Annotated in this window: 14 protein-coding genes and 1 pseudogene; 4 read left to right on the forward strand and 11 right to left on the reverse strand. The window is 40.6% G+C overall.

The genetic code is table 11. From position 1 onward, the window contains the following. Nucleotides 1-895: 895 nt before the first annotated feature. Nucleotides 896-1,714 (reverse strand): SirB1 family protein, encoded by an 819-nt coding sequence (locus tag AACU25_RS00170; RefSeq protein ID WP_096573360.1) that lies wholly within the window; start codon nucleotides 1,712-1,714, stop codon nucleotides 896-898. 367 nt (nucleotides 1,715-2,081) lie between these two features. Here AACU25_RS00170 and atpD point away from each other — a divergent pair, with 367 nt between their 5' ends. Together atpD and atpC are read left to right on the forward strand one after the other, a co-directional pair. Continuing rightward, on the forward strand, nucleotides 2,082-3,530 hold the full coding sequence (gene atpD / locus AACU25_RS00175; RefSeq protein WP_096573361.1) for a F0F1 ATP synthase subunit beta: 1,449 nt from the start codon (nucleotides 2,082-2,084) through the stop codon (nucleotides 3,528-3,530). An 88-nt stretch (nucleotides 3,531-3,618) separates the two neighbouring features. After that, the gene (gene atpC / locus AACU25_RS00180) at nucleotides 3,619-4,032 is read left to right on the forward strand and encodes an ATP synthase F1 subunit epsilon (protein WP_096573362.1); all 414 of its coding nucleotides are present in this window, start codon (nucleotides 3,619-3,621) and stop codon (nucleotides 4,030-4,032) included. Nucleotides 4,033-4,217: 185 nt separating this feature from the next. Here atpC and AACU25_RS00185 read toward each other — a convergent pair whose 3' ends face one another. The 6 genes from AACU25_RS00185 to AACU25_RS00210 form a co-directional block, all read right to left on the reverse strand. Beyond that, entirely contained in the window at nucleotides 4,218-4,481 is a 264-nt protein-coding gene (locus tag AACU25_RS00185; RefSeq protein WP_096573363.1) for a type II toxin-antitoxin system RelE family toxin, read from the reverse strand. Further along, entirely contained in the window at nucleotides 4,478-4,681 is a 204-nt protein-coding gene (locus AACU25_RS00190) for a hypothetical protein (protein WP_096573364.1), read from the reverse strand. Before AACU25_RS00190 ends, AACU25_RS00185 begins: the two co-directional genes overlap by 4 nt. A 188-nt stretch (nucleotides 4,682-4,869) precedes the next feature. After that, complete coding sequence (locus tag AACU25_RS00195; RefSeq protein WP_096573365.1) at nucleotides 4,870-5,229, reverse strand: hypothetical protein; 360 nt, start codon at nucleotides 5,227-5,229, stop codon at nucleotides 4,870-4,872. A gap of 41 nt (nucleotides 5,230-5,270) precedes the next feature. After that, on the reverse strand, nucleotides 5,271-6,296 hold the full coding sequence (locus AACU25_RS00200) for a hypothetical protein (RefSeq protein WP_096573366.1): 1,026 nt from the start codon (nucleotides 6,294-6,296) through the stop codon (nucleotides 5,271-5,273). 15 nt (nucleotides 6,297-6,311) lie between these two features. Beyond that, nucleotides 6,312-7,577 (reverse strand): TRAFAC clade GTPase domain-containing protein, encoded by a 1,266-nt coding sequence (locus AACU25_RS00205; protein ID WP_096573367.1) that lies wholly within the window; start codon nucleotides 7,575-7,577, stop codon nucleotides 6,312-6,314. A 77-nt stretch (nucleotides 7,578-7,654) separates the two neighbouring features. After that, nucleotides 7,655-9,883: a dynamin family protein gene (locus AACU25_RS00210; RefSeq protein WP_096573368.1), complete on the reverse strand. Its 2,229-nt coding sequence runs from the start codon at nucleotides 9,881-9,883 to the stop codon at nucleotides 7,655-7,657. A 376-nt stretch (nucleotides 9,884-10,259) separates the two neighbouring features. Between AACU25_RS00210 and AACU25_RS00215 the strand changes: the two genes are divergently transcribed. Further along, nucleotides 10,260-12,383: a flotillin family protein gene (locus AACU25_RS00215; RefSeq protein ID WP_096573369.1), complete on the forward strand. Its 2,124-nt coding sequence runs from the start codon at nucleotides 10,260-10,262 to the stop codon at nucleotides 12,381-12,383. Nucleotides 12,384-13,492: 1,109 nt separating this feature from the next. On the opposite strand, the gene AACU25_RS00220 is transcribed toward AACU25_RS00215, so the two are convergent. Further along, nucleotides 13,493-14,758 carry a hypothetical protein gene (locus AACU25_RS00220; protein WP_096573370.1) on the reverse strand — a complete coding sequence of 422 codons (1,266 nt, stop codon included), beginning with the start codon at nucleotides 14,756-14,758 and terminating at the stop codon, nucleotides 13,493-13,495. Nucleotides 14,759-14,887: 129 nt separating this feature from the next. Further along, nucleotides 14,888-16,579, reverse strand: coding sequence for a potassium channel family protein (locus AACU25_RS00225; RefSeq protein WP_096573371.1), 1,692 nt, complete (start codon nucleotides 16,577-16,579; stop codon nucleotides 14,888-14,890). 174 nt (nucleotides 16,580-16,753) lie between these two features. Between AACU25_RS00225 and AACU25_RS00230 the strand changes: the two genes are divergently transcribed. Next, nucleotides 16,754-17,248 carry a hypothetical protein gene (locus AACU25_RS00230; protein ID WP_096573372.1) on the forward strand — a complete coding sequence of 165 codons (495 nt, stop codon included), beginning with the start codon at nucleotides 16,754-16,756 and terminating at the stop codon, nucleotides 17,246-17,248. A 540-nt stretch (nucleotides 17,249-17,788) separates the two neighbouring features. Here the strand turns inward: AACU25_RS00230 and AACU25_RS00235 are convergent. Both AACU25_RS00235 and AACU25_RS00240 read right to left on the reverse strand, forming a co-directional pair. After that, the gene (locus tag AACU25_RS00235; protein WP_096573373.1) at nucleotides 17,789-19,477 is read right to left on the reverse strand and encodes a hypothetical protein; all 1,689 of its coding nucleotides are present in this window, start codon (nucleotides 19,475-19,477) and stop codon (nucleotides 17,789-17,791) included. 138 nt (nucleotides 19,478-19,615) lie between these two features. Then, nucleotides 19,616-19,723: pseudogene (locus tag AACU25_RS00240) on the reverse strand (VOC family protein); the annotation flags it as partial. Between the last annotated feature and the right edge of the window lie 98 nt (nucleotides 19,724-19,821).

Below are 19,821 nucleotides of genomic sequence, written 5' to 3' on the forward strand. Positions count from 1 at the left end.
TGATTTTTGTAATTACCAATATTTTTAGTAGTAAGTCATAATTTCTTGACTTTAGAGATATTTAGCTAAATATCTCTAAAGTTAGGTCGATAGATATTAATAAACATGAAAAACATCCCCGTGAATTAATGGGATATTAATTAAAAGAGAGTTGGACTAAATATGACAGATAAAACAACACTTAAATAGTGACTATCATATCAAATTTAGACATTTTGAATTTCCCTCTGCATAGTGAATCACATTAAAAAATATACTGTAAACACTATGTATTTGTGAATAATCAAATATTATATGATTCTCTGCAAATTGCATAGTTGTACCGGAAATTAACTATTATAGAAATTTACATTTAGTGAATCTTTTATATTAAATCTCTGTTTTTCTAATCTTATAAACTTAATATTAAATTAATATTTACTTTCGTTAATAAAACTTTAACAATTATTTAAAAATCCAATTTCTCTAGCAATATAAGAGATTTAATCGGGATTTTGGGCTTTTATCTGAAGATAAAACTCTTGATAAATAGATTGTTATTGAAACTTCAAGCAATCAAGGTTTATCTCATTGAAGATTTCAAATATAAATAATTAAAGCCGACAAATACCCATGAGATAAAATTTTCCTATATAGTATAAAAACAGACAAATCTATAGGACAATTTAGACATGGTCTCTGTTTAAAAAGGAACAGCGAAGAATTTTATAGCTGAGAATCTGTTCCTCTTTGAAACTGCTAAGTGCTGAGTCAGGGACTGCCAGAAAATAAATTATCCAATTTACAAGAGATCAGATTTTGATTTCTCCCCTGCTTGTTGAGACGCAATTAATCGCGTCTTGGCCGTAGCCTATACTTGCTAAAGCGATTGATTATTTTTTGAATTGGAAGTTTCTTATCTACCCAACTCGGCAAGTAAGCGGCGAATGGCTCCGGAATCTTCGGCATCAGGAACTTTTTCTAGATAAGTTTGCAAATCGTCAGCTGCTTGGGGGTAGTAACCGAGTTGATAGTAAATTAAACCGCGATCGCGTAATTCTAAACTCACACCAGGAAACAATAGTAAAATGCGCTCAACTGCAGCCAGGCTTTTTTCTAAGTCTTGCTGTTTGAGGTAAATAAATTTGAGATTTGTGAGTATCCGGGCCAATAACTGCCGATGGCTAACTGTTGCTAAATATTCTGGCTTGAGTTCCACAGGTTGCTGGAACATCTGAGACAATCTTTCCTGGCAATCTTGGGCAAATAAAATTTCCCCATCATTGAATGCATCGACAAAAACCTCCATCTCTGCAATATTGGGGCGGATGAGGAAATGTCCAGGCATTCCTACACCCAGCATAGGGAAATCAATTCGGCGGGATACTTCCATGTAAACCAATGCCAAGGTGATCGGTATCCCTAGCCGTCGCTCAATCACATCATTTAAAAAGCTATTACGCGGATCGTAGTAGTCTGCTTTATTGCCCCCAAATCCTAAATCATTGTAGAGATATTGATTAATACTTTGAATGATCCGCAGGGGATATGGTGAATCGGGTAAGCGCTCTCGCAACTCCAATGCCATTGTCTCAAAGGCATTGAAGTATTCTTCTAAGTCAAGCTGAGGATATTCTTCCTGGGCAATATATAAAGCTGCCTTTACCAGGTCGATATGCTCGTCAGGCTGCTGAATCTCCTGGTAAAAATATTGTCGTGCTGACGAGAAATTCATAAGCAATTACTCGGTGGAGGTATGAAGTTGAAGCGGGCGAACTGACAGCAGTTTTCCTTACCTATATTTATCTTAGGGATATTCACAAAATTTGAAAACGGAATTTATTACCAAGGTCAAAACTCATAAAGACGCGATTAATCGCGTCTGTACTCAAGGGTCAAAGGTCAAAATTAGTTTATCCTCCAATGCCCAATGCCCAATGCCCCATGCCCAATGCCCGATCCCCAATTCCCAACTCCAAGTCTTAACAATCAATTTATGGCGGATAAGGGGGTCGTTCAGTGTTAATCTGAAAAGTGACATTACTTCATATTATGTCGTCTACGACCCTATCTGAAATATAGCTTCAATCATTAGGCTCAGCATGGTCACCACCGCAGAAAAAACAAACATCGGTTACATTACCCAAATCATTGGTCCTGTTGTAGACGTTAAATTTCCCGGCGGGAAATTGCCGCAAATCTACAACGCCTTGACCATCAACGGCAGCAACGAAGCGGGTCAGGCAATCAGCCTGACCGTCGAAGTACAGCAACTGCTAGGCGACAACCAGGTGCGGGCTGTTGCTATGAGCACCACCGATGGCTTAGTGCGTGGTTTGGAAGTGGTAGATACTGGCGCTCCCATTCGCGTGCCAGTTGGTAAAGCCACCTTGGGTCGAATTTTCAACGTCCTTGGCGATCCTGTAGATAATCAGGGGCCTGTAAATCCTGAGGCAACATTGCCTATCCACCGCGAGGCTCCCAAATTCACCGATCTGGAAACCAAACCTTCAGTGTTTGAGACCGGAATTAAAGTTGTCGATCTACTAACTCCTTACCGACGTGGCGGTAAGATTGGTCTATTTGGCGGTGCGGGTGTTGGTAAGACCGTGATCATGATGGAGTTGATCAACAACATCGCTACTCAGCACGGTGGCGTATCCGTTTTCGCTGGCGTGGGTGAGCGCACTCGCGAAGGTAATGACCTCTACAATGAAATGATTGAATCTGGGGTAATCAACAAAGATAACCTCAACGAATCAAAAATTGCTCTAGTTTACGGTCAGATGAACGAACCACCTGGAGCAAGAATGCGGGTAGGTCTGTCTGGCTTGACAATGGCCGAATATTTCCGCGACGTTAACAAACAAGACGTATTGCTGTTTGTTGACAACATCTTCCGGTTCGTACAAGCAGGTTCTGAAGTATCTGCGCTGTTGGGACGGATGCCTTCTGCGGTAGGATATCAGCCTACTCTGGGTACTGACGTTGGTGCATTACAAGAGCGGATTACCTCAACTACAGAAGGTTCTATTACCTCTATTCAAGCTGTATACGTACCTGCGGACGACTTAACTGACCCCGCACCTGCAACCACCTTCGCTCACTTGGACGGAACAACCGTACTGTCTCGTGGTTTGGCTTCTAAGGGCATTTATCCAGCAGTAGACCCCTTAGGCTCTACTTCCACTATGCTTCAGCCAGAAATCGTTGGTGATGAACATTACAGCACTGCCCGTGCGGTACAAGCAACATTGCAGCGCTATAAAGAACTGCAAGACATCATCGCCATTCTCGGTTTGGATGAATTGTCTGAAGAAGACCGTCTGACTGTAGCACGCGCTCGGAAGGTTGAGCGCTTCTTATCTCAGCCATTCTTCGTAGCAGAAGTATTTACTGGTTCTCCTGGTAAGTATGTGAAGTTGGAAGATACCATCAAAGGATTCCAGAAGATTCTTTCTGGCGAATTGGACGATCTGCCAGAACAAGCCTTCTACTTGGTGGGCGACATTAACGAAGCGATCGCCAAAGGCCAAAAGCTCAAAGGTTAGTCATTGGTCATTGGTCATTAGTCATTAGCGTCAGTCCTAGTGACTAATGGCAAATTACGCAAGACAGAAGACAAAGGACAACAGACAAATGACATTAACCGTTCGTGTAATTTCCCCAGATAAAACTGTGTGGGATGCCGAAGCTGAAGAAGTAATTCTACCCAGCACCACTGGTCAGCTAGGTATCTTGAGTGGACACGCACCGCTGTTGACCGCCCTAGATACAGGCGTAATGCGTGTACGTGCTAACAAAAATCAAGATTGGCAAGCGATCGCCCTTTTGGGTGGCTTTGCCGAAATTGAAGAAAATGAAGTCACCATTCTGGTAAATGGTGCTGAACGTGGCAACGCTATTGACCTAGAAGAAGCCCGGACTGCTTATAATCAAGCACAAACCAAGCTGAATCAGGTAACAGCAGGCGATCGCCAAGCTCAAATTCAAGCAACCCAAGCCTTCAAACGCGCCCGCGCTCGGTTTCAAGCAGCTGGCGGCTTGGTCTAAAATTTTACTCAATATTTCAACTTTTGGGGGTGGGCTATTTGTCCACCCTTAATTTTTTAGGAAGTAGGGACTAGGGGGATGTCTTATACCAATTCAAATAATCTTTGCGACACATCAAAATATTCTAGCGGGCATGGCAGTGCCAGTGCCCGTACAATCTGTCGCATTCTTTTTTCCAATTGGTATTATTCATCCTGATAAACTTCTCTACGATGCCCTATTTTTACAACCGTAACTATTAATAAATCATCTATAATTTCATACAATACCCGGTAATCACCAACACGAATACGATATCTGTTATTGCTATTTTCAAGCTTGACAACTCCACTAGGGCGGGGATTTTCAGCTATCTCTTCAACTTTAATTTTGATTCTTTGTTGTACGTTTTCTGGTAATTTTGCTAGTTGTTTAGATGCCTTCCTCGTAAATTCTACTTGATAAGTCACAACCCTATTTCCCGTTTTACTTCTTCCCAAGGTATTCGGGGTTCATTTTTTGCCTCTTCAAAAGCTTGAATATCTTCTTTATCTTCTTTTTGACGAATATCTAGTAGTTCTATAACATCTTCTAAAGTATCTTCATAAGCTTGTTCTAGTTTTGCGTAGATAATTTTGAGTAACTGTTGTTTTCTAGTCGTAGTTTCCATAGTTAATTTTCCTACTTGTAAGCTATGACTGTTGCACTCTGCTTAAGTCTTAGTTTCCTTTCTCGCCTCTTTACAATCAATAATAATGCTTGCACTTGAAATTATAAAGAAAACAGTTGAAAACCTCCCAAATTAAAGGGTGAATCAGGAACCTTTTCATTATTTCACGTTCATTGATTCTACCTTTATTACTGAGGCGGTGGCGGACTGCGGAATTGCTGAATTGTTCTTAAATAAGAACGCAAAACCTTTCTTATATACTCAAACTCTTCTTCTGTTGATAACTCGCCTTGTAAAAAGTAAGCCAGTGCTATAAGTTCTTTTTTTCGGTTCCTTTTAATATCATTTATATCTTCATTAATCTTAAATTTAGTCCCATTGGGCAACTTGAGTTCCACAAGTTCTTTTTTGAAAGATTCTGAACCATGCTTAAGATACTTCTCTACTTCGTTCAATATTTGAGTTGTAAGTTTTGAGGTTTGATTTGTGTCAATTCGTATCCAAGCCTGAATTAAAAAAGAAAGTTTATCAATATCTTTTGGAAGCAAGTGCTGGATTGCGTGACGCACATCAGTGGAAATATTACCCGTTAAGCGTTCGGCGATGGAGACCCAGAATTCTGGGGGTGAATAGAACTCTGAGGGCTGGTTTTGTTGATAGCTGGCTTCTTGTTGGGTATTGTGGTTGGAGTTGGGCTGGGGATTGGTGTGATGACTGGGGTTAATGCTTTTTGCGGTTGAGCTAGTACCAAAATAGCTATCAGTATCAGGATCAGAATAATCCTGACGATCACTATCAGACTGGTGAGAGATGGTGGGGGTGGTGGGGGTAGTGGGGGTAGGGGTGGTGGTAGCGGGGGTACTGGATCTGGAGTCGATACTGGTGTTTTTTTTTCTTGCCAGACATTACCCTTGTAAATAATCCATTGGCGATCGCCTATTTCTTCTTTTTTGAACTCAGCGACAACAACTACAGGTTGCTCAGTATTAGGTAATGAGGTTTGACTAATTTGGTTTACCAGATCGTACAATTGGCTCTCAATATCAATTGTTTTTGGAGTTAACCAAATTGATTCAGAAGTATTAATATTATTTGCAGCGACTTCTGATAGGAGGCGATTTAAATTTGTGCCAGCGTCAGTGTATAATTGCTCAATTTGTTGGGCATTAACTTTAAAACTATTCAGTCCATCAAAGTCAATTGCACTGCGAATTGTGGTGAGAAAAGTTGAATCTTTTTGCCAAAAACTCAGCAATGCACAAGCAGCTAGTTTTCTCAGTTGAATCTCTACTTCTGGCGTTTCATCGCCAACCCACAAAACGATTTCAGAAATTCTCCGGTTCACTCTTTTCAACCTATGTTCTGCCGCATCAAGACCTGTAAGTTCTAGAAGTACTTTATTCTCATATCGAGCCAAAATTAGAGACGGTTTAGTATCAGTGATTAGAGCATTAATTGTTACCAATTTACCGTCATCTCTAGCAACAACTCTTTGCTTTAGCACAACTGGCTCTTCGTTAGGTTTTTCGGCTTTGCTTATATTACGCCAATGAATTCCCACTTCTTCACCTAATGGAGAACTTCTAACGTAAATTTCTACCTGACTATTACTCATAGAAGCCTCATCCGCTTATTTAGGAACTGGTAACCATTTGGCTCTACCTTGCAAAATTGCAAAACCACGGTCTTGTTTACAATCAATTGCAAATTTAGAAATAGCTGTGTTAAAAGCTTGGATCTGGGCTGCTGTGGCATCTACCTGCCCTTGAACCGCAAACTTTTGATTTTCTGTATCTTTTAAATCAGATTCTTTTTCTGTATAACTATTATTAGCGCCACTATAACTTGTATGAACGTCATCAAAAATGTTGGCAATCAGCCTGATGGGTAGCCAAAGTTGATTACGCTGATTAACACGTTGCTCTGCTAGATGCAGTCTGCGTCTAGCGCTATTTAGTTGATCGGCTTTAACACCAACTTCTTTTTCCAGTTGCTCAATATTTTTTCTAGCTGTTTCCAATTCTAACTTGCGGCTTTCATTATAAACATTCAATAAAAACCGCAATACATAACGCAGTGGTTGGTCTCCATCTTTAGGCGCATAAGGTGCATCTAGTGGTACTTTATTGTAAAAGAATTGAGTGTAACCATCAATAGTTTCAGCATGGGAGAAAGTAATATGTCCAATGGTTTGCACAGGTGTTACAACTACTGCAACTTTGTGATACTGCTCGTCTTCTTTGACGAACTCTAGTAATTCTCGATAGCCAATTTTAATGTGATCCAGCAAATCGTTGGCATCTTTATCAGTTTTCATGTAACTTTCGCACTTTAATGGTGCTAAGACAACTAATCTGGGTTTTGTTAAACTTTCATAGGCATCTTTTAATAGTTTAGTAATCCGAGCCGGATCGTTTTTTTGTTCATGCCAAGGGCTAATTTCTGTACTCTTTGTTCTGCCTATTTTCTTTTCCATTAAAGCAGTTGCATCAATGGGAATAATCACTGCATCACATTGATTTAACTGTTGCTTGATATACTCTTTTTGATCTAAGCTAGCAGCTGGTTTGAAATACTCTCCAGAAGGATCGGTAAAGCGAACTTTCATGAACTTTTTGCCTCCACTTCCGACTTCAAATACAAATCCTTCGTCTTCCCAGGGATCGAGTAAGGCTGAAGTTTGGACAACGCGCTTTTGTAACCGATAGTCCATATTTCGTAGCATACGTTTACATTCTACGATCGCATCTAATGTTCTACTATCGCTTGTCCACGTTGTTAACCCTGCACTTTCAAAGGTTTTATCAAATTCTTCGTGGATGGCAGCTAACAAACTGGTTTTGCCAACTCCTCGAGGCGCAACCATAATAATATTTAATTCTTGCAAGCTATTCATGAAATAAATCCCGGCTGAAAAATCAATTTTAGTCGATGCTCAAGAAGTTGCTATTAATCTCTTATTAGCTTAAAAAATTAAGTCAGAAATTGTACGGTTTCTACCAGATTAGCCTCTTCTAATCCCTTAACAATATTCAACCAGTCTTGTTGAATTTGTTGTTCTTGCTCAAGCTTACCAATTTCCTCAGCCCAGACTTTAGCTCTCACTCGCCGGAGAAACTTTTTCCAGTCTTTTTGAGCTTCTTCATGGTAGATTATATTGTCAATAAACTTCTCAATCCGTGCATAAGCAGCAATGCTTGGCTGATAAGTTAGCTCTTCTAAAGCTGCCTTAATTTTGGCAACTGTGCGATCGTAGTCAATTTGTAGAGCGTTCAAAATTAAATCAGCTTTTGTAGCCGGCCCGACTTTTAAAGTTGTCTCTTGAGATTCGTCATTAGGCAGTTGAATATTGCTCAGTGCAACCAAATGTTGATAAATTTGCGGTTCGATTAAGCTACTGTAGGAAAGTTCAAAACTATCAATAATTTGTAACCCTAGCTGGAGTCTTTTTAAATCTGAATGTTCTTGTTCTAGCAATTCTCTAAAAGCCTTGATAAATTCTGCACCTGCTAAAGACTGAGAAAATATATCTAATCTTCCTAATGTAATTAAAATTTCTGCTATTCGTGCTTTTACTTCTTCAGTTGTTTCTTTTAGTCCCTCATCTAAATTACTAAAGCGATCGGAAAGTAGAGTACGCAATAAATCGCGGTAATCACCGTAAGCTTTCATGGGGTTGCTACCTATAATCTGCACCTCAATGTCTTCTTCTGGTTTATTAGCCGTTAAAATTCCAGCATTTTCTTTACAATCTTTGTATACTTTCTCAATACTGGATTCTAGGCTATGAGATGGTAATTGACAGCGTTTAGCAAATTCAAGTCTTAACTCTTGGAAAGCAATGGTAATTTCTCGCCACCATCCATATCTATCAGTCCCGAATAACTCGTCATACTTATCATCAATAACTCTAGATAAATTGCTGTCAGTACCGCTAAAAACTTTTCGGGCAGACTGGATAATTAAATTGATATCTTGCTGAATTTTCAGTATACGTTCTTGACTTTGCCGAGCATATTCTTCATCAATTTCTAAAATATGATCTGCTAAGTAATTCAGGATACGATTAAAAACTTGATTAGCATCATCAGGGTTGGAGCAATCAGCAATTTCACAACTGACTACTTTCAATTGCAAAGTATCTTTAAGAGCTTGACAGGCATTCATGTTTTGCGTTCTTTGACTGTGGTTAATCACCATAAATGCTCTGCCTGCAAGGTTATTCAACTCTTGAGCAGCGATATCGTAAATATCTGTGTCAACCTTACGCCATTGGTAGCGTTGGGGGTCTGGGCGAGTTATAAACAGGACAACATCCACTGCTGTACCCAGAGTTTCTAACATAACTGTTTCATCGCCGAGTTTAGAGTCTCCCAAACCTGGAATATCAACTAGAGCAATTTTCCCAACATCAGGATTTTTAAAATGGCAAAATATATTAACCTCACGCACAGCCAGGTGTTTAAAGGTAATTAATTCTCCTTGGGTATTGCGTTCTTGTCTGACATATTCAGCTACTTCCTCTACAGGTACAACTTTCTGCTGAGGTTCTATTTCCGGAACAATCAGATGCCGATATTTTTCTAGGTTTTGGAAATAATCAGATCGCAGGTGCTTATAAACTGCTTCATCGGTTGCTCCAGTCGGCATTTGATCTGGTAAAGATGTTTGTGCAAATTCATCCAATGTACGTGGTTCCGGCTGGAGTTTCAGGGATTTGTAGTAAGGAAGAATGACTTCTTCTAAAAAAGTTTTTTCTGAATGAAGAACAACTTTAACTTCAATAGCACCTTCCTGATTGCAAACCACACTACGAACAGCAGTACAAGCTGCACCTTCATATGCTGGAATTTCGCGATCGCTCAGTCCACTTAAACTCTTGAGTAAGGTACTCTTCCCTTGTCCCATCAACCCCATCACGCCAATATTCAAACTATTTCGGGAAAAGCGAGTCCTGAGTTTAGATAATACCAGCAGTTCAGAGCTAATGCGCTGTTGAATATCCGCAAAATTTATTGCCTTTATTGGCTCCCAAATTTGGAGATTGACATTGTTTTGAAGTAACGCTTCTCGATGATTTTCCAGATTATATAAAGCAGATGCTCTTGCCTGAAGCTCTTTTTCAACTGTGGCGATTTTTTTTGGAAGATAAGCCGATCTCTGCTCAATAATCTTGGCAACTCTTTCTGCTCTAGAAATCATATTACTTTAATTATGTAAAGCTTTGTCATGCTAAATAAATAGCATTTTTAATAAGGTAGATACAAAAACACTGAAAATTGGCTTTCTGTTACATGATTTAATAATTTTTTGACCGTAAAGACTCGACAAACGCTAAAAACAGAGTTTTGCGCCTATTACCTGGAAAATTTTCTTATAACATGAGCTTTGATGCCAAAACCATATTCAAGTTATGCATTTTAATCTTGTTGGAGTAAGGAACTTAGGGAGATTGTGGGGAGAAGAGGACAAATGACTATTTACTTCTTATAAAAAAATTACACCAAGTTTAAGAAATATCGCCCCGCCCCCGTGAAGTGATACGTTAGATAATTAGTTGCCCAGAAGGGCACACATTATGAACAGCTTTCAATCTTCTTTTGGTAAGCGGAAACAAAATAAATTAGCTCGTTTTGCTGGATCTGTTGTCGCATCTTTAGCGATCGCTGGCAGTGTGAATTATGCCAATATTGCTAAGGCAACACCCACAAAAACATTTACAACCAACGATATCGTCTCAGTTTCAGTCAAACCTACACAGCAACAGCCCCTCGTTGCCCAGTTACCGAGTAGCAATACTCAATACCAGGCAATGCAATTATCGTCTGGGGTGCTAGTCCCAGTTATTGTTTTGGGAGGTGTGATTGTATTTGTCCCCTTGTTCTTTGGCGGCTTGGTGGTGATTGGCGAACGGGAAGTTGGCATTGTCGTCAGGAAGTTTACCTTATCTGGACGTGGACTCCCCGCAGGGCGGTTAATTGCGCTCAATGGTGAAGCTGGTTTGCAAGCAGATACCTTAGCACCTGGTTGGCATTGGGGTTATTGGCCTTGGCAATATTCTGTGCGGAAAGAATCGGTGGTAGTTGTACCTCAAGGTGAAATCGCCTTGATTGTAGCGGCAGACGGTGCATCTAACCCCCCAGAACGCATTTTAGGTAAAATTGTCGATTGCGATAACTTTCAAGATGCGCGGAAATTCCTCACCCACGGTGGCGAGAAAGGTCGTCAAATGGGCTTTTTGACGGCAGGTACTTACCGCATCAACACCGCTTTGTTTAAAGTGATCATGGCATCGAACGCTTCTGCTCATGGCATGAATCCCGAACATTTGCGGGTTTATAGTGTGTCATCTGATAAAGTTGGCATTGTCACTACTTTAGATGGTGTACCAATTGCTGGTGGAGAAATAGCAGGGCCAACAATTGCGGGACACGATAACTTCCAAAACGGACAGAAATTCATTGATGCAGGTGGACGCAGAGGCTTGCAAGAGCAGATTCTGCTTTCTGGTTCGTGGAACTTGAATCCTTGGTTTGTGCAAGTTGAACAAGTACCAATGACGGAAATTCCCATCGGCTATGTGGGCGTGGTAATTTCTTTCGTAGGTCAAGCTCAAGAAGACGTGAGTGGTGCAGCCTTCACCCACGGTAACTTAGTGAATCAGGGACATAAAGGTGTGTGGGTTGAACCACTTTATCCTGGTAAGCACCCGCTTAATTCCCGGATCATGAAGATTGAATTGGTGCCCACGACCAACATTGTTTTAAACTGGTCAGGTCGCACCGAACGTCATAGCTATGATGCTAAACTAGCTTCCCTGACTGTGCGATCGCGTGATGGGTTCGCCTTCGATTTAGAAGTAGCGCAAATTATCCACGTTGGTGCTTTAGATGCGCCTAAGGTAATTTCCCGCGTTGGTTCCATGCAAAATCTTGTAGACCATGTTTTGGAACCCACTATCGGTAACTATTTCCGTAACTCTGCTCAAAACTGTACAGTCCTTGACTTTCTGACTGCGAGAAGTGAACGTCAAGCCGAAGCTGCTGAGTATATTAAAGTAGCAATTCGCGCTTATGACGTGCAGGCCATAGACACCTTAATTGGTGATATTCAGCCGCCAGCAACCTTAATGCAAACTCAGACAGACCGGAAAATTGCCGAAGAACAGCGCAAGACCTACGAAGTGCAGCAAGCAGCGCAAACCCAAAGACAACAACTCGTCCGGGAAACAGCACTCGCTGATATCCAACAAGAAATGGTGAAATCAGAGCAGAGTGTCCACATTGCCGATTTGAAAGCGCAAGCGCAAATTAAGCAAGCTAATGGTGAAGCCGAGGGTACAAAACTCCGCGCAATGGCTGATGCTGAAGGAATCCGCGCCACAGGTAATGCTAAAGCTGAAACCTACCGCTCTGGTGTGGAAGCCTTGGGGCCACAAGGTTATACAGCTATGCAACTAATGCAAATTATTGGCGATCGCAATGTTCGCCTCATCCCAGATATCCTGGTTGGTGGTAGTAATGGCGGCACCAACGGTTTAGTTGATGGTTTACTCTCACTGATTTTGTGGAATCAAACCGCCAAGCCAGGTGAAGCTTTACCCACCCCATTAAATCCGCAGCCAATAGTCAAACCCCAAACAACCGCCAACGGACAAAGTAACATCCCACCCATAGTGGTTGATTTTATTGGCGATAAGTAGGAGGTTCGCCAAGGTAACTTAGCAGGATAAAGGTTAAGGGGTAAGGGGGAAAGGTTTTTTAGCCCTTACCCTTTTACCTTTCCCCAGACTTCACCCAATATTTTTAGGTTGGCAGACAACTTAAAAAGCTCTAATACCTACGATAGATATACATCTTTGAAGTAACTTTCTTTTGATAGAGTAAATAACCCTAGTTCTTGCAACATAATTAGTTTGTGTGTAATACATCATCTTAGGGCTTGAGGTCACTCCAAACACTCCTTGGGGTGGCATTTTTATTTAAGTGATTTTTATAAAAAAATAGCATTTTATGCTACTAGGAAAAACACTGTGGCAGATAGGTAGTAAGCTAACAATTTTGTGCCTTTATTAAGTATTTATCTATTGCGAAATTTCTGCAAATGAGTATGATAAAAAACTCCACCTACAAGGAGATGGAGTTTTTCGCCTTTCAAGAAAAAATACTCAAAAGCTCATTTATTCTTCTTAGAGTGAGCAAGGCAATTGTGTATGATACTCAACATCATCAAAATATAACTGCCGACAATAGCTATAGTTAAAGTTGTAAATGTAGGTATTTTAAGAGATTTAACTATAGCATCGAGAAGAATTGCTGCTCCAATACTAAAAATCAAACTAGCTATAAAAGCTATTAAGTTTTTATTCAAAGGATTTTCCTAATCGCTTTAAATACCGACTTAATTTACTAATATGCGATTTAGCTAGATCAAGACTGTAAATGTCGTTACCTATAATAACAATACAGTTCAGATAAGATCATTAGTGATTGATTTATCACTTGTTGAAACACTAGCTCAATTGGGGGATTCTCCCCCAAACCCCCGATTGGGTGACGGTTGCGTCCCCCAAACCCCCTCCAAAATTATTGTTTTTGTTGTCAATTTATTTTTTAAACTGAACTGGATTGACCTATAAAAGTAGAAATACAGCATATTCCAGGTAAATCATTTATGCGAGTAGGACACAGGGACTGCTCATACCTGTTAATTTAACCTTAAACCCTACCCCCCCTTTCAAGGTTGTTTGGGGGGATAAGCGCTTAAAGTTACAGCCGCTCATTTTTCAAAAAACCTCTAATATTTTTTGTATCACTTGCGAATACCATCATTATCAATTGCACTGTAACTGTCATTACTCATCAATCCCAACCAAGGATCGGAATTAGGAGTTAAAAACAATTCAGCGTAAACTTTTTCATTCAATTTATTCACATTATTTGTGGCATTACCCTGCATAAACCACTGATGAATTTGGTGATGCAGTGTATATTCGTTCCTGATTGTATCTAATGCCATTACAGTTTCAAAATTGCCCACAACTCGCTGTAAATTATCAGCTTTATTAGCTTGAAAACGCTTGTTACGTATTAATGCCACACTGTTATTATCTAACTTGGCATCTGCTTTGTAGAGTTGGGCAATTCGCTGCCATGTTGCTGAGTCAGTAATATCTTGAAGTGCTGTTTGATTGGTACTAGCAATATTAATATCTCGCAATAAAGGAGATTCAATTCGCATTTTACTCACAGCTATAGTACCAGCAACCGCGGCACTAGGTGTTTCACTATTATTAGCAGGTATTTCCACAAGTCGAGGAAGATTTTTAATACCTAGTTTTGCTAAATCTGCTCCCCATTGACGTTGGCTAGATGCTAATTGTTGACGATGATACTCTTGCAAAAAACCAGCGCGGGCTACACCTTGAGAATTAGTATATTCTTTAACTGCTTTTTCCCCAGCTACTAACTGACGCAGGAATGCTTGCGGCCCATATAAACCAGGAATTGCATCGACTGGTTCACCAGAACTATCGAGAATATAGTGAATGCTATTACCTGTAATGGTGCGTTCTAACTTGCGCCCGTCACCAAAATCTATGGTAACTTTGGGGACAGGACGTACCGATTGCCAGTGGAGAATATAGCGATCGCGCAGGAATTTGGAAATTTCTGCATTGGGATATAATGCTACGCGGAAAAAGCGACTATTGGCACAGCTTAAATCTTGGTCAAGATTTCCTAACAAACGTAATGAAAGTATAGGCTTATTACTAGCTTTAGCAGCAGCTTTTGCTTGTTCTAAATCGGTGTACCAATAAAGTTTAGAAGCATAGCAATCTCGTTGCTGACAAAGTTTATCTAACGCTTCTTTGATTTGTGGCGAGGGGTTTTTTAATTCTTGTGCATGATTATTAAGAAATGTCTCTAAACCTTTTGCCCCTTGGGGACGAAGTGATGCAACTTGCTGTGTAAGTTGTGCGTAATTTGCGCTGGGTGTTTGAGTATGAGCAGTTTGCGAAAATCCCACACTAATCAGCGATAAAGCGATCGCAATTTTAATAGACCTAACTTTCATATTGGAACTAATTTAATAAAAGAAAATAGACGTTTTCTTGGGTAATTAGTTCCCGATGAAAGTTAGAGCAATGAAGTGAACAAATGACAAATGGCAAATGACAAATAACAAATGACAAACGACCACCAATCAACTTACCATTACTTGCGATCGCCCATCGCGCCATAATTCATATAATCTATTTGCAGGCATTGTTAAATATAAAATATCGCCTGGACTCAGTTGAGTTTCTAATAAATCCCAGCCGTGAAAGGTTTGGCAACTCGCTTCTACGTACAAAGGGACAAAATCAGCCGACATCGCAGCATCTTTGACTAATTGACCGCAGAAAGGATGTGCTGGTGTAATCATCGTGGCGAAAGCTACCCACAAACTATCGGCGGTAATCCCATTACCTAGGATGCGTCCCCCTAATGCAGCCGCCGCAAAAGCTGGTGCAGCTAGTTCTGCAGGACTGAGTACGGCTTCAAAATCAAATACTTGTTGTGCCATCCCTGCAAAATCTGGGTCAGCATAATGCACAATGACAGGAATGCTGGGTGATAATCCTTTGGCTTTGAGAGCAATTTCTAAGTTAATAGCATCGTTGCTAGTAACAGCCAGCACGGCGACAGCATTATCAATATTACTGGCTTGGAGAATAGCGCGGAAACTGGCATCACCTTGAATGACGGGAATACCTAAGCCACGAGTTGTGTTGACAAATCTGTTGTTGCTGTCGGTTTCAATTACTACCACCTCATGTCCACTGGTATGAAGTTCTTGCACAATTCTCACGCCAATACCACTCAATCCGCAGACTATGTAGTGATGTCGCTGCGGAATGCGCGCAGCATCCCAAAATTGCTTGAAGCGGTTACCTAAAATAAAATCGGTGAGCATAGCATACCAAATACCAATTACTGCTGCACCAACTAACATCATTACGACAGTAAATAATTTAATACTGCTGGGAGCATTTTCAACTATTTTGTCATTACCACCTGCTCCCGTAATCATGCCGACTGCAAAATATAAAGCATCGATAAAAGAGATATTTAAACTAGCAGAAACATAGGTAAGTGTAGCCATCAAAATAATGGCAAATAACACCATTGCCATCGCTACAACTGATTGAGCGTGTTTTTGAAATTGCTGCAAACTAGTGAGAACTTTGATGAATTTTCTTACCCATGATTTGCGGATAGGACGAACGCGAGGTTGGATACCAACAATTAAGCGATCGCCTACTTTTAATTCTTGCCCAGATAGCACTGCCGCGACTAAATCTAAATCACCTTCTACAGGAAGGTAATAGATTAACATTCGCGACCTCTCTTCCCATAAATCGCCTAATTTACGACCTAACCAAGGATGATATTCGTCAATATATTCTTCTTGAATCGGCCAAGTTTGTTGAAATAATTTAATTTGTCCGATCGCTTTATTACCCAGTGCTGCAAAAGTAAACACTGGTGCTGCCAAACCTACCACACTCATACTTAAATGGTCTGGCAAAGTATGATCGAGACGTTCTGCCAGACTATTATTATAAAAGCGGTTGATAATGCGAATATGCGGATTTAGTATCCGCGCTTGCATCATAATTGCTAAATTACGCGCATCATCAGAGCTAGCAATGACTAAAGTATGGGATTCTTCAATTCCAGCGGCTTTGAGGGTAGCCGCCGTATGCAAATCGCCAATAATCACATCTCCTGCGGTTTCGCCAGGGATAGGCTTGTGATGAATACCAACTACAAACGCACCCTGCTGTCGCAGCAGACGAAAGACTTTATATCCAGTCCGTCCTAAGCCACAAACAATAATTCTAGGTTTCATGAAAGAGCCGCAATATTGCGATGAGGCTGCATTCTCAAGTATTTATTAACATTGTTGCTGAATTAGTTGTGTAGAACTGTAACTGACAACACGGTAATCTTAAATAAGATGGCACTTTCGCAAGATTTTGCGAGTCAATATTAATTAGATAGGTTGAATTTGCAAAAAATCTATATGAATACTTGGCTAAAATTAACAACTCTTGGTGTATTTCTATCTCCCTTAGCAGTGGTAGTAACACTTTTTGCTAAAGCACAAGCGCAACCAGAATCAGCAACAGGTCCAATTACTACACCAAATGTCAAATTAAATATCCAAAGTACTGCGGGTACTTGTCCTGAGTCAGTTGGTTTATGGTGGTTGACACTACCTTATGAAGGTGGTGCTGAACATACAGTAATTGCTGATACTAGACCATTTTCTAACACCACAAAATTAGTTTCATCTAATAAGCAAGTTGTAGAATATGTTGCCAGCTTAAATGATAAATATGCTTCTTGTGTTGGTCAAACACAGAATAAAGAATACACATTTTACAATGTGCAATTTAAGAATAAACAAGCATATTTCCGTGTAGATTTGCGAAAAATTCAGGCAAATGCTAAGGAAATCACCTACAAAACTGTAGCAGCTTCTCGACCTTATGTCAGATGGGCGATCGCGGATTAATAGGGACTGCTTGTCCAGTCAGAAATCTTCGACAAAAATCTGCACGTCGAGCTGGTGGTTTAAGCATTGGGTAACAAGTAGTGTTTGAGACCAAAATCTGAAATTGATATTACCCCTAATTAACCCTGTTTTGTCACTCTCGGAAAACAATAATCTCAGGCTGATTCTGAGATTATTAGTTAAGAAAATTAATTGACAACAAAACCACAAAACTAGTAGTCTGTCCCATAAGTTCTGAGGTGTTGAGGAACGAACCGCAAAGGCGCGTTCGACGAAGTCGTTCCCGCAGGGTAGTACACAAAGGAAGAGAAATGAAGAATGAGTTCACCCAGCAAAATTAATGGGACAGACCAATAGTTACTCAACAAAAAACCGAACAATAATTTTGGAGGGGGTTTGGGGGACGCAACCGTCACCCAATCGGGGGTTTGGGGGAGAATCCCCCAATTGAGCTAGTTGTTTCCACAACTGACAAATCAATCACTAATGATCTTATCTGACCTGTATTGAATTAGATTTTCCCAATCTGACAAAAGAGGATTAAGAACCACATGTACCCAAAGGCAATTGATGAACATTTGTCATCACATCGCCGCCAGGTTGTGCTTCACCCCTTTTGTTGGGGCCGTAGAGATAGTCCACAACAGTTGTGAGATTGTTATCTGTATAATCTCTGACTAGAGAAGGTACTTTCCTTGTATCTGCATTAATTATGTCATTGAAAGGGCTAGGGCCACGTACTTGAACACTACCTGGTTCTGGGTCTAAATTTTTGGGGGGATGGGTATGATATATTCCCACCACGTATACACCATTTTCATCAGGCGGGGTGTTTCCTGGTGCAACGCTACCACTAATGGGATCTCCTACTGTGACATTTGTCACTGAAAGTTTTCCAGTAGTGCTATTCCACAACACCCATCTCAGTCTCTCTCTATTATCAGCTTGTGTTCCTTGCCAGTCTTGGTCAAGAGATTGCCTGACTACAGGATTACAAAAGATTTCTAATTTTGATGGCGCTTTAGGTGTGGGTGTTAGGGTATTTCCTGTTCTGGGAGCAGATGAGTCTGGCTGTGAATTTGTATCATCACCTGTACCAGAAGCACCGTTTGCATTATTACCTGTACCAGGAGTACCGCTTGCGTCATTACCTGCGTTATTACCTGCATCGTTATCTGCATCGGGAGTACCTCCATCAGCCGGACGAGCTGATAAACCTAAGCGCTGTCTTCCTGTGTCACCAGGAACAGCAACTTCACCAGCTGGATTGTATTCTACGCCCCCATCTTGTGTTAGAAGTAATGCTTTTTTTGTAGACTTAGCTGCTAAGTTTACATTGGCATTTGCTTGCTTACGAAAATTATCAGGAACGTAAATTTGAATTAGTGTCTTGCTGTAGTAAGTAGGCAGATAACGGATGTAAAATCCTTGGGGATTAAGTGACCAACGACCCTCTGGTATTTCTGGCCCATCTCGTTGCGGTTCTCCAGCCAACACTGCAATTTGCTCTAGTTGCGTGTAACTTGTACTCTTGATTGTGAGCATTTCTCGGATACGCGCTTCTGTTTCAAACACCAAACGTAATGGAGAAGGCAAATTAGCAGTGGCTTTATCTAATACTGATTTGGGTATTAAGCCCAAAGCACCGCCGTTGAGTTGAAAAATATCATCTTTAGTGAGTAATTTTGCTGCTGTCTGCTGGATTTCTGCGTTAGTATCACTAATTTTTGTGCGGGCAATAATAGCCCATAGCAACACTTGTATATCTTTTTGGGGAATTTCTGGATGACGGACGGAGTTTTGCAGAATTTGCTGGATAAGTCCGGCTTTGGAACCTTTTAAAGGTGCGTAGAGATAGCCATTTCCCTGACTAGGCCCATGAGTACCTGCTCTTAAACAGTAACTTTCCACTGCCAATTCAAAAGCCCCCGGACGTAATAAAAAACCACCATTAGCGCCGCGTGGTAGCTGTGTTAAGCGTTGGAATTTCTGGGGTTTAAAGTTATCGGGAAGGGTTGATTGCTGGCGAGTATCGGCAAAACTGGTGGTGATCGGGGGGTCTCCCTCTAACAGTTTGGTAATATCGGGGATGGGAAGTTGTGGTGTTGGAATTTCAGGTATGGGAATGGGGACAGTTGGTATGGGGATAGGTAGAGAAAATTGAGCCATTGCTGGTGTTGCTGTCACTAGCAATAAGCTGATGAAAAACAATACAATAAACTTTTTCATCAATAAAATATTTGCTTGCAGTTGTAAGGTATATTAGGTAACCTTTGAGGTAATTATGCAAGCATTTTTTCGGAATTTAATCAAAAGAATATAACTATCAAAGTCAATTTTCGTAGTTTTTCTGTGAAAGTGTCAGCTTTATTGAGGATGGCAGCAAATTTCAATCATCAAGCCATCTTGATAGTAAAAATATACACCTCTACCAGTAGGACAGGTGACTGGGCTATGAGCGATCGCTATCCGATTAGAGATTTCCAAGAAATAAATTATTCCATCTTGTGGGGCAGGCAAGATGCCCGCCACATCAACTGGGCGGAAAAGATGTCCACCCCACAATAAATACT

The sequence above is a fragment of the Tolypothrix tenuis PCC 7101 genome (assembly GCF_963874875.1).
Classification (GTDB): Bacteria; Cyanobacteriota; Cyanobacteriia; order Cyanobacteriales; family Nostocaceae; genus Aulosira; species Aulosira tenue.

Coding starts and splice junctions, on each gene's coding strand:
- AACU25_RS00170 (WP_096573360.1), bottom strand. CDS start 1,714: ATGAATTTCTCGTCAGCACGACAATATTTTTACCAGGAGATTCAGCAG.
- atpC (WP_096573362.1), top strand. CDS start 3,619: ATGACATTAACCGTTCGTGTAATTTCCCCAGATAAAACTGTGTGGGAT.
- AACU25_RS00230 (WP_096573372.1), top strand. CDS start 16,754: ATGAATACTTGGCTAAAATTAACAACTCTTGGTGTATTTCTATCTCCC.
- atpD (WP_096573361.1), top strand. CDS start 2,082: ATGGTCACCACCGCAGAAAAAACAAACATCGGTTACATTACCCAAATC.
- AACU25_RS00200 (WP_096573366.1), bottom strand. CDS start 6,296: ATGAGTAATAGTCAGGTAGAAATTTACGTTAGAAGTTCTCCATTAGGT.
- AACU25_RS00210 (WP_096573368.1), bottom strand. CDS start 9,883: ATGATTTCTAGAGCAGAAAGAGTTGCCAAGATTATTGAGCAGAGATCG.
- AACU25_RS00205 (WP_096573367.1), bottom strand. CDS start 7,577: ATGAATAGCTTGCAAGAATTAAATATTATTATGGTTGCGCCTCGAGGA.
- AACU25_RS00235 (WP_096573373.1), bottom strand. CDS start 19,477: ATGAAAAAGTTTATTGTATTGTTTTTCATCAGCTTATTGCTAGTGACA.
- AACU25_RS00215 (WP_096573369.1), top strand. CDS start 10,260: ATGAACAGCTTTCAATCTTCTTTTGGTAAGCGGAAACAAAATAAATTA.
- AACU25_RS00225 (WP_096573371.1), bottom strand. CDS start 16,579: ATGAAACCTAGAATTATTGTTTGTGGCTTAGGACGGACTGGATATAAA.
- AACU25_RS00190 (WP_096573364.1), bottom strand. CDS start 4,681: ATGGAAACTACGACTAGAAAACAACAGTTACTCAAAATTATCTACGCA.
- AACU25_RS00220 (WP_096573370.1), bottom strand. CDS start 14,758: ATGAAAGTTAGGTCTATTAAAATTGCGATCGCTTTATCGCTGATTAGT.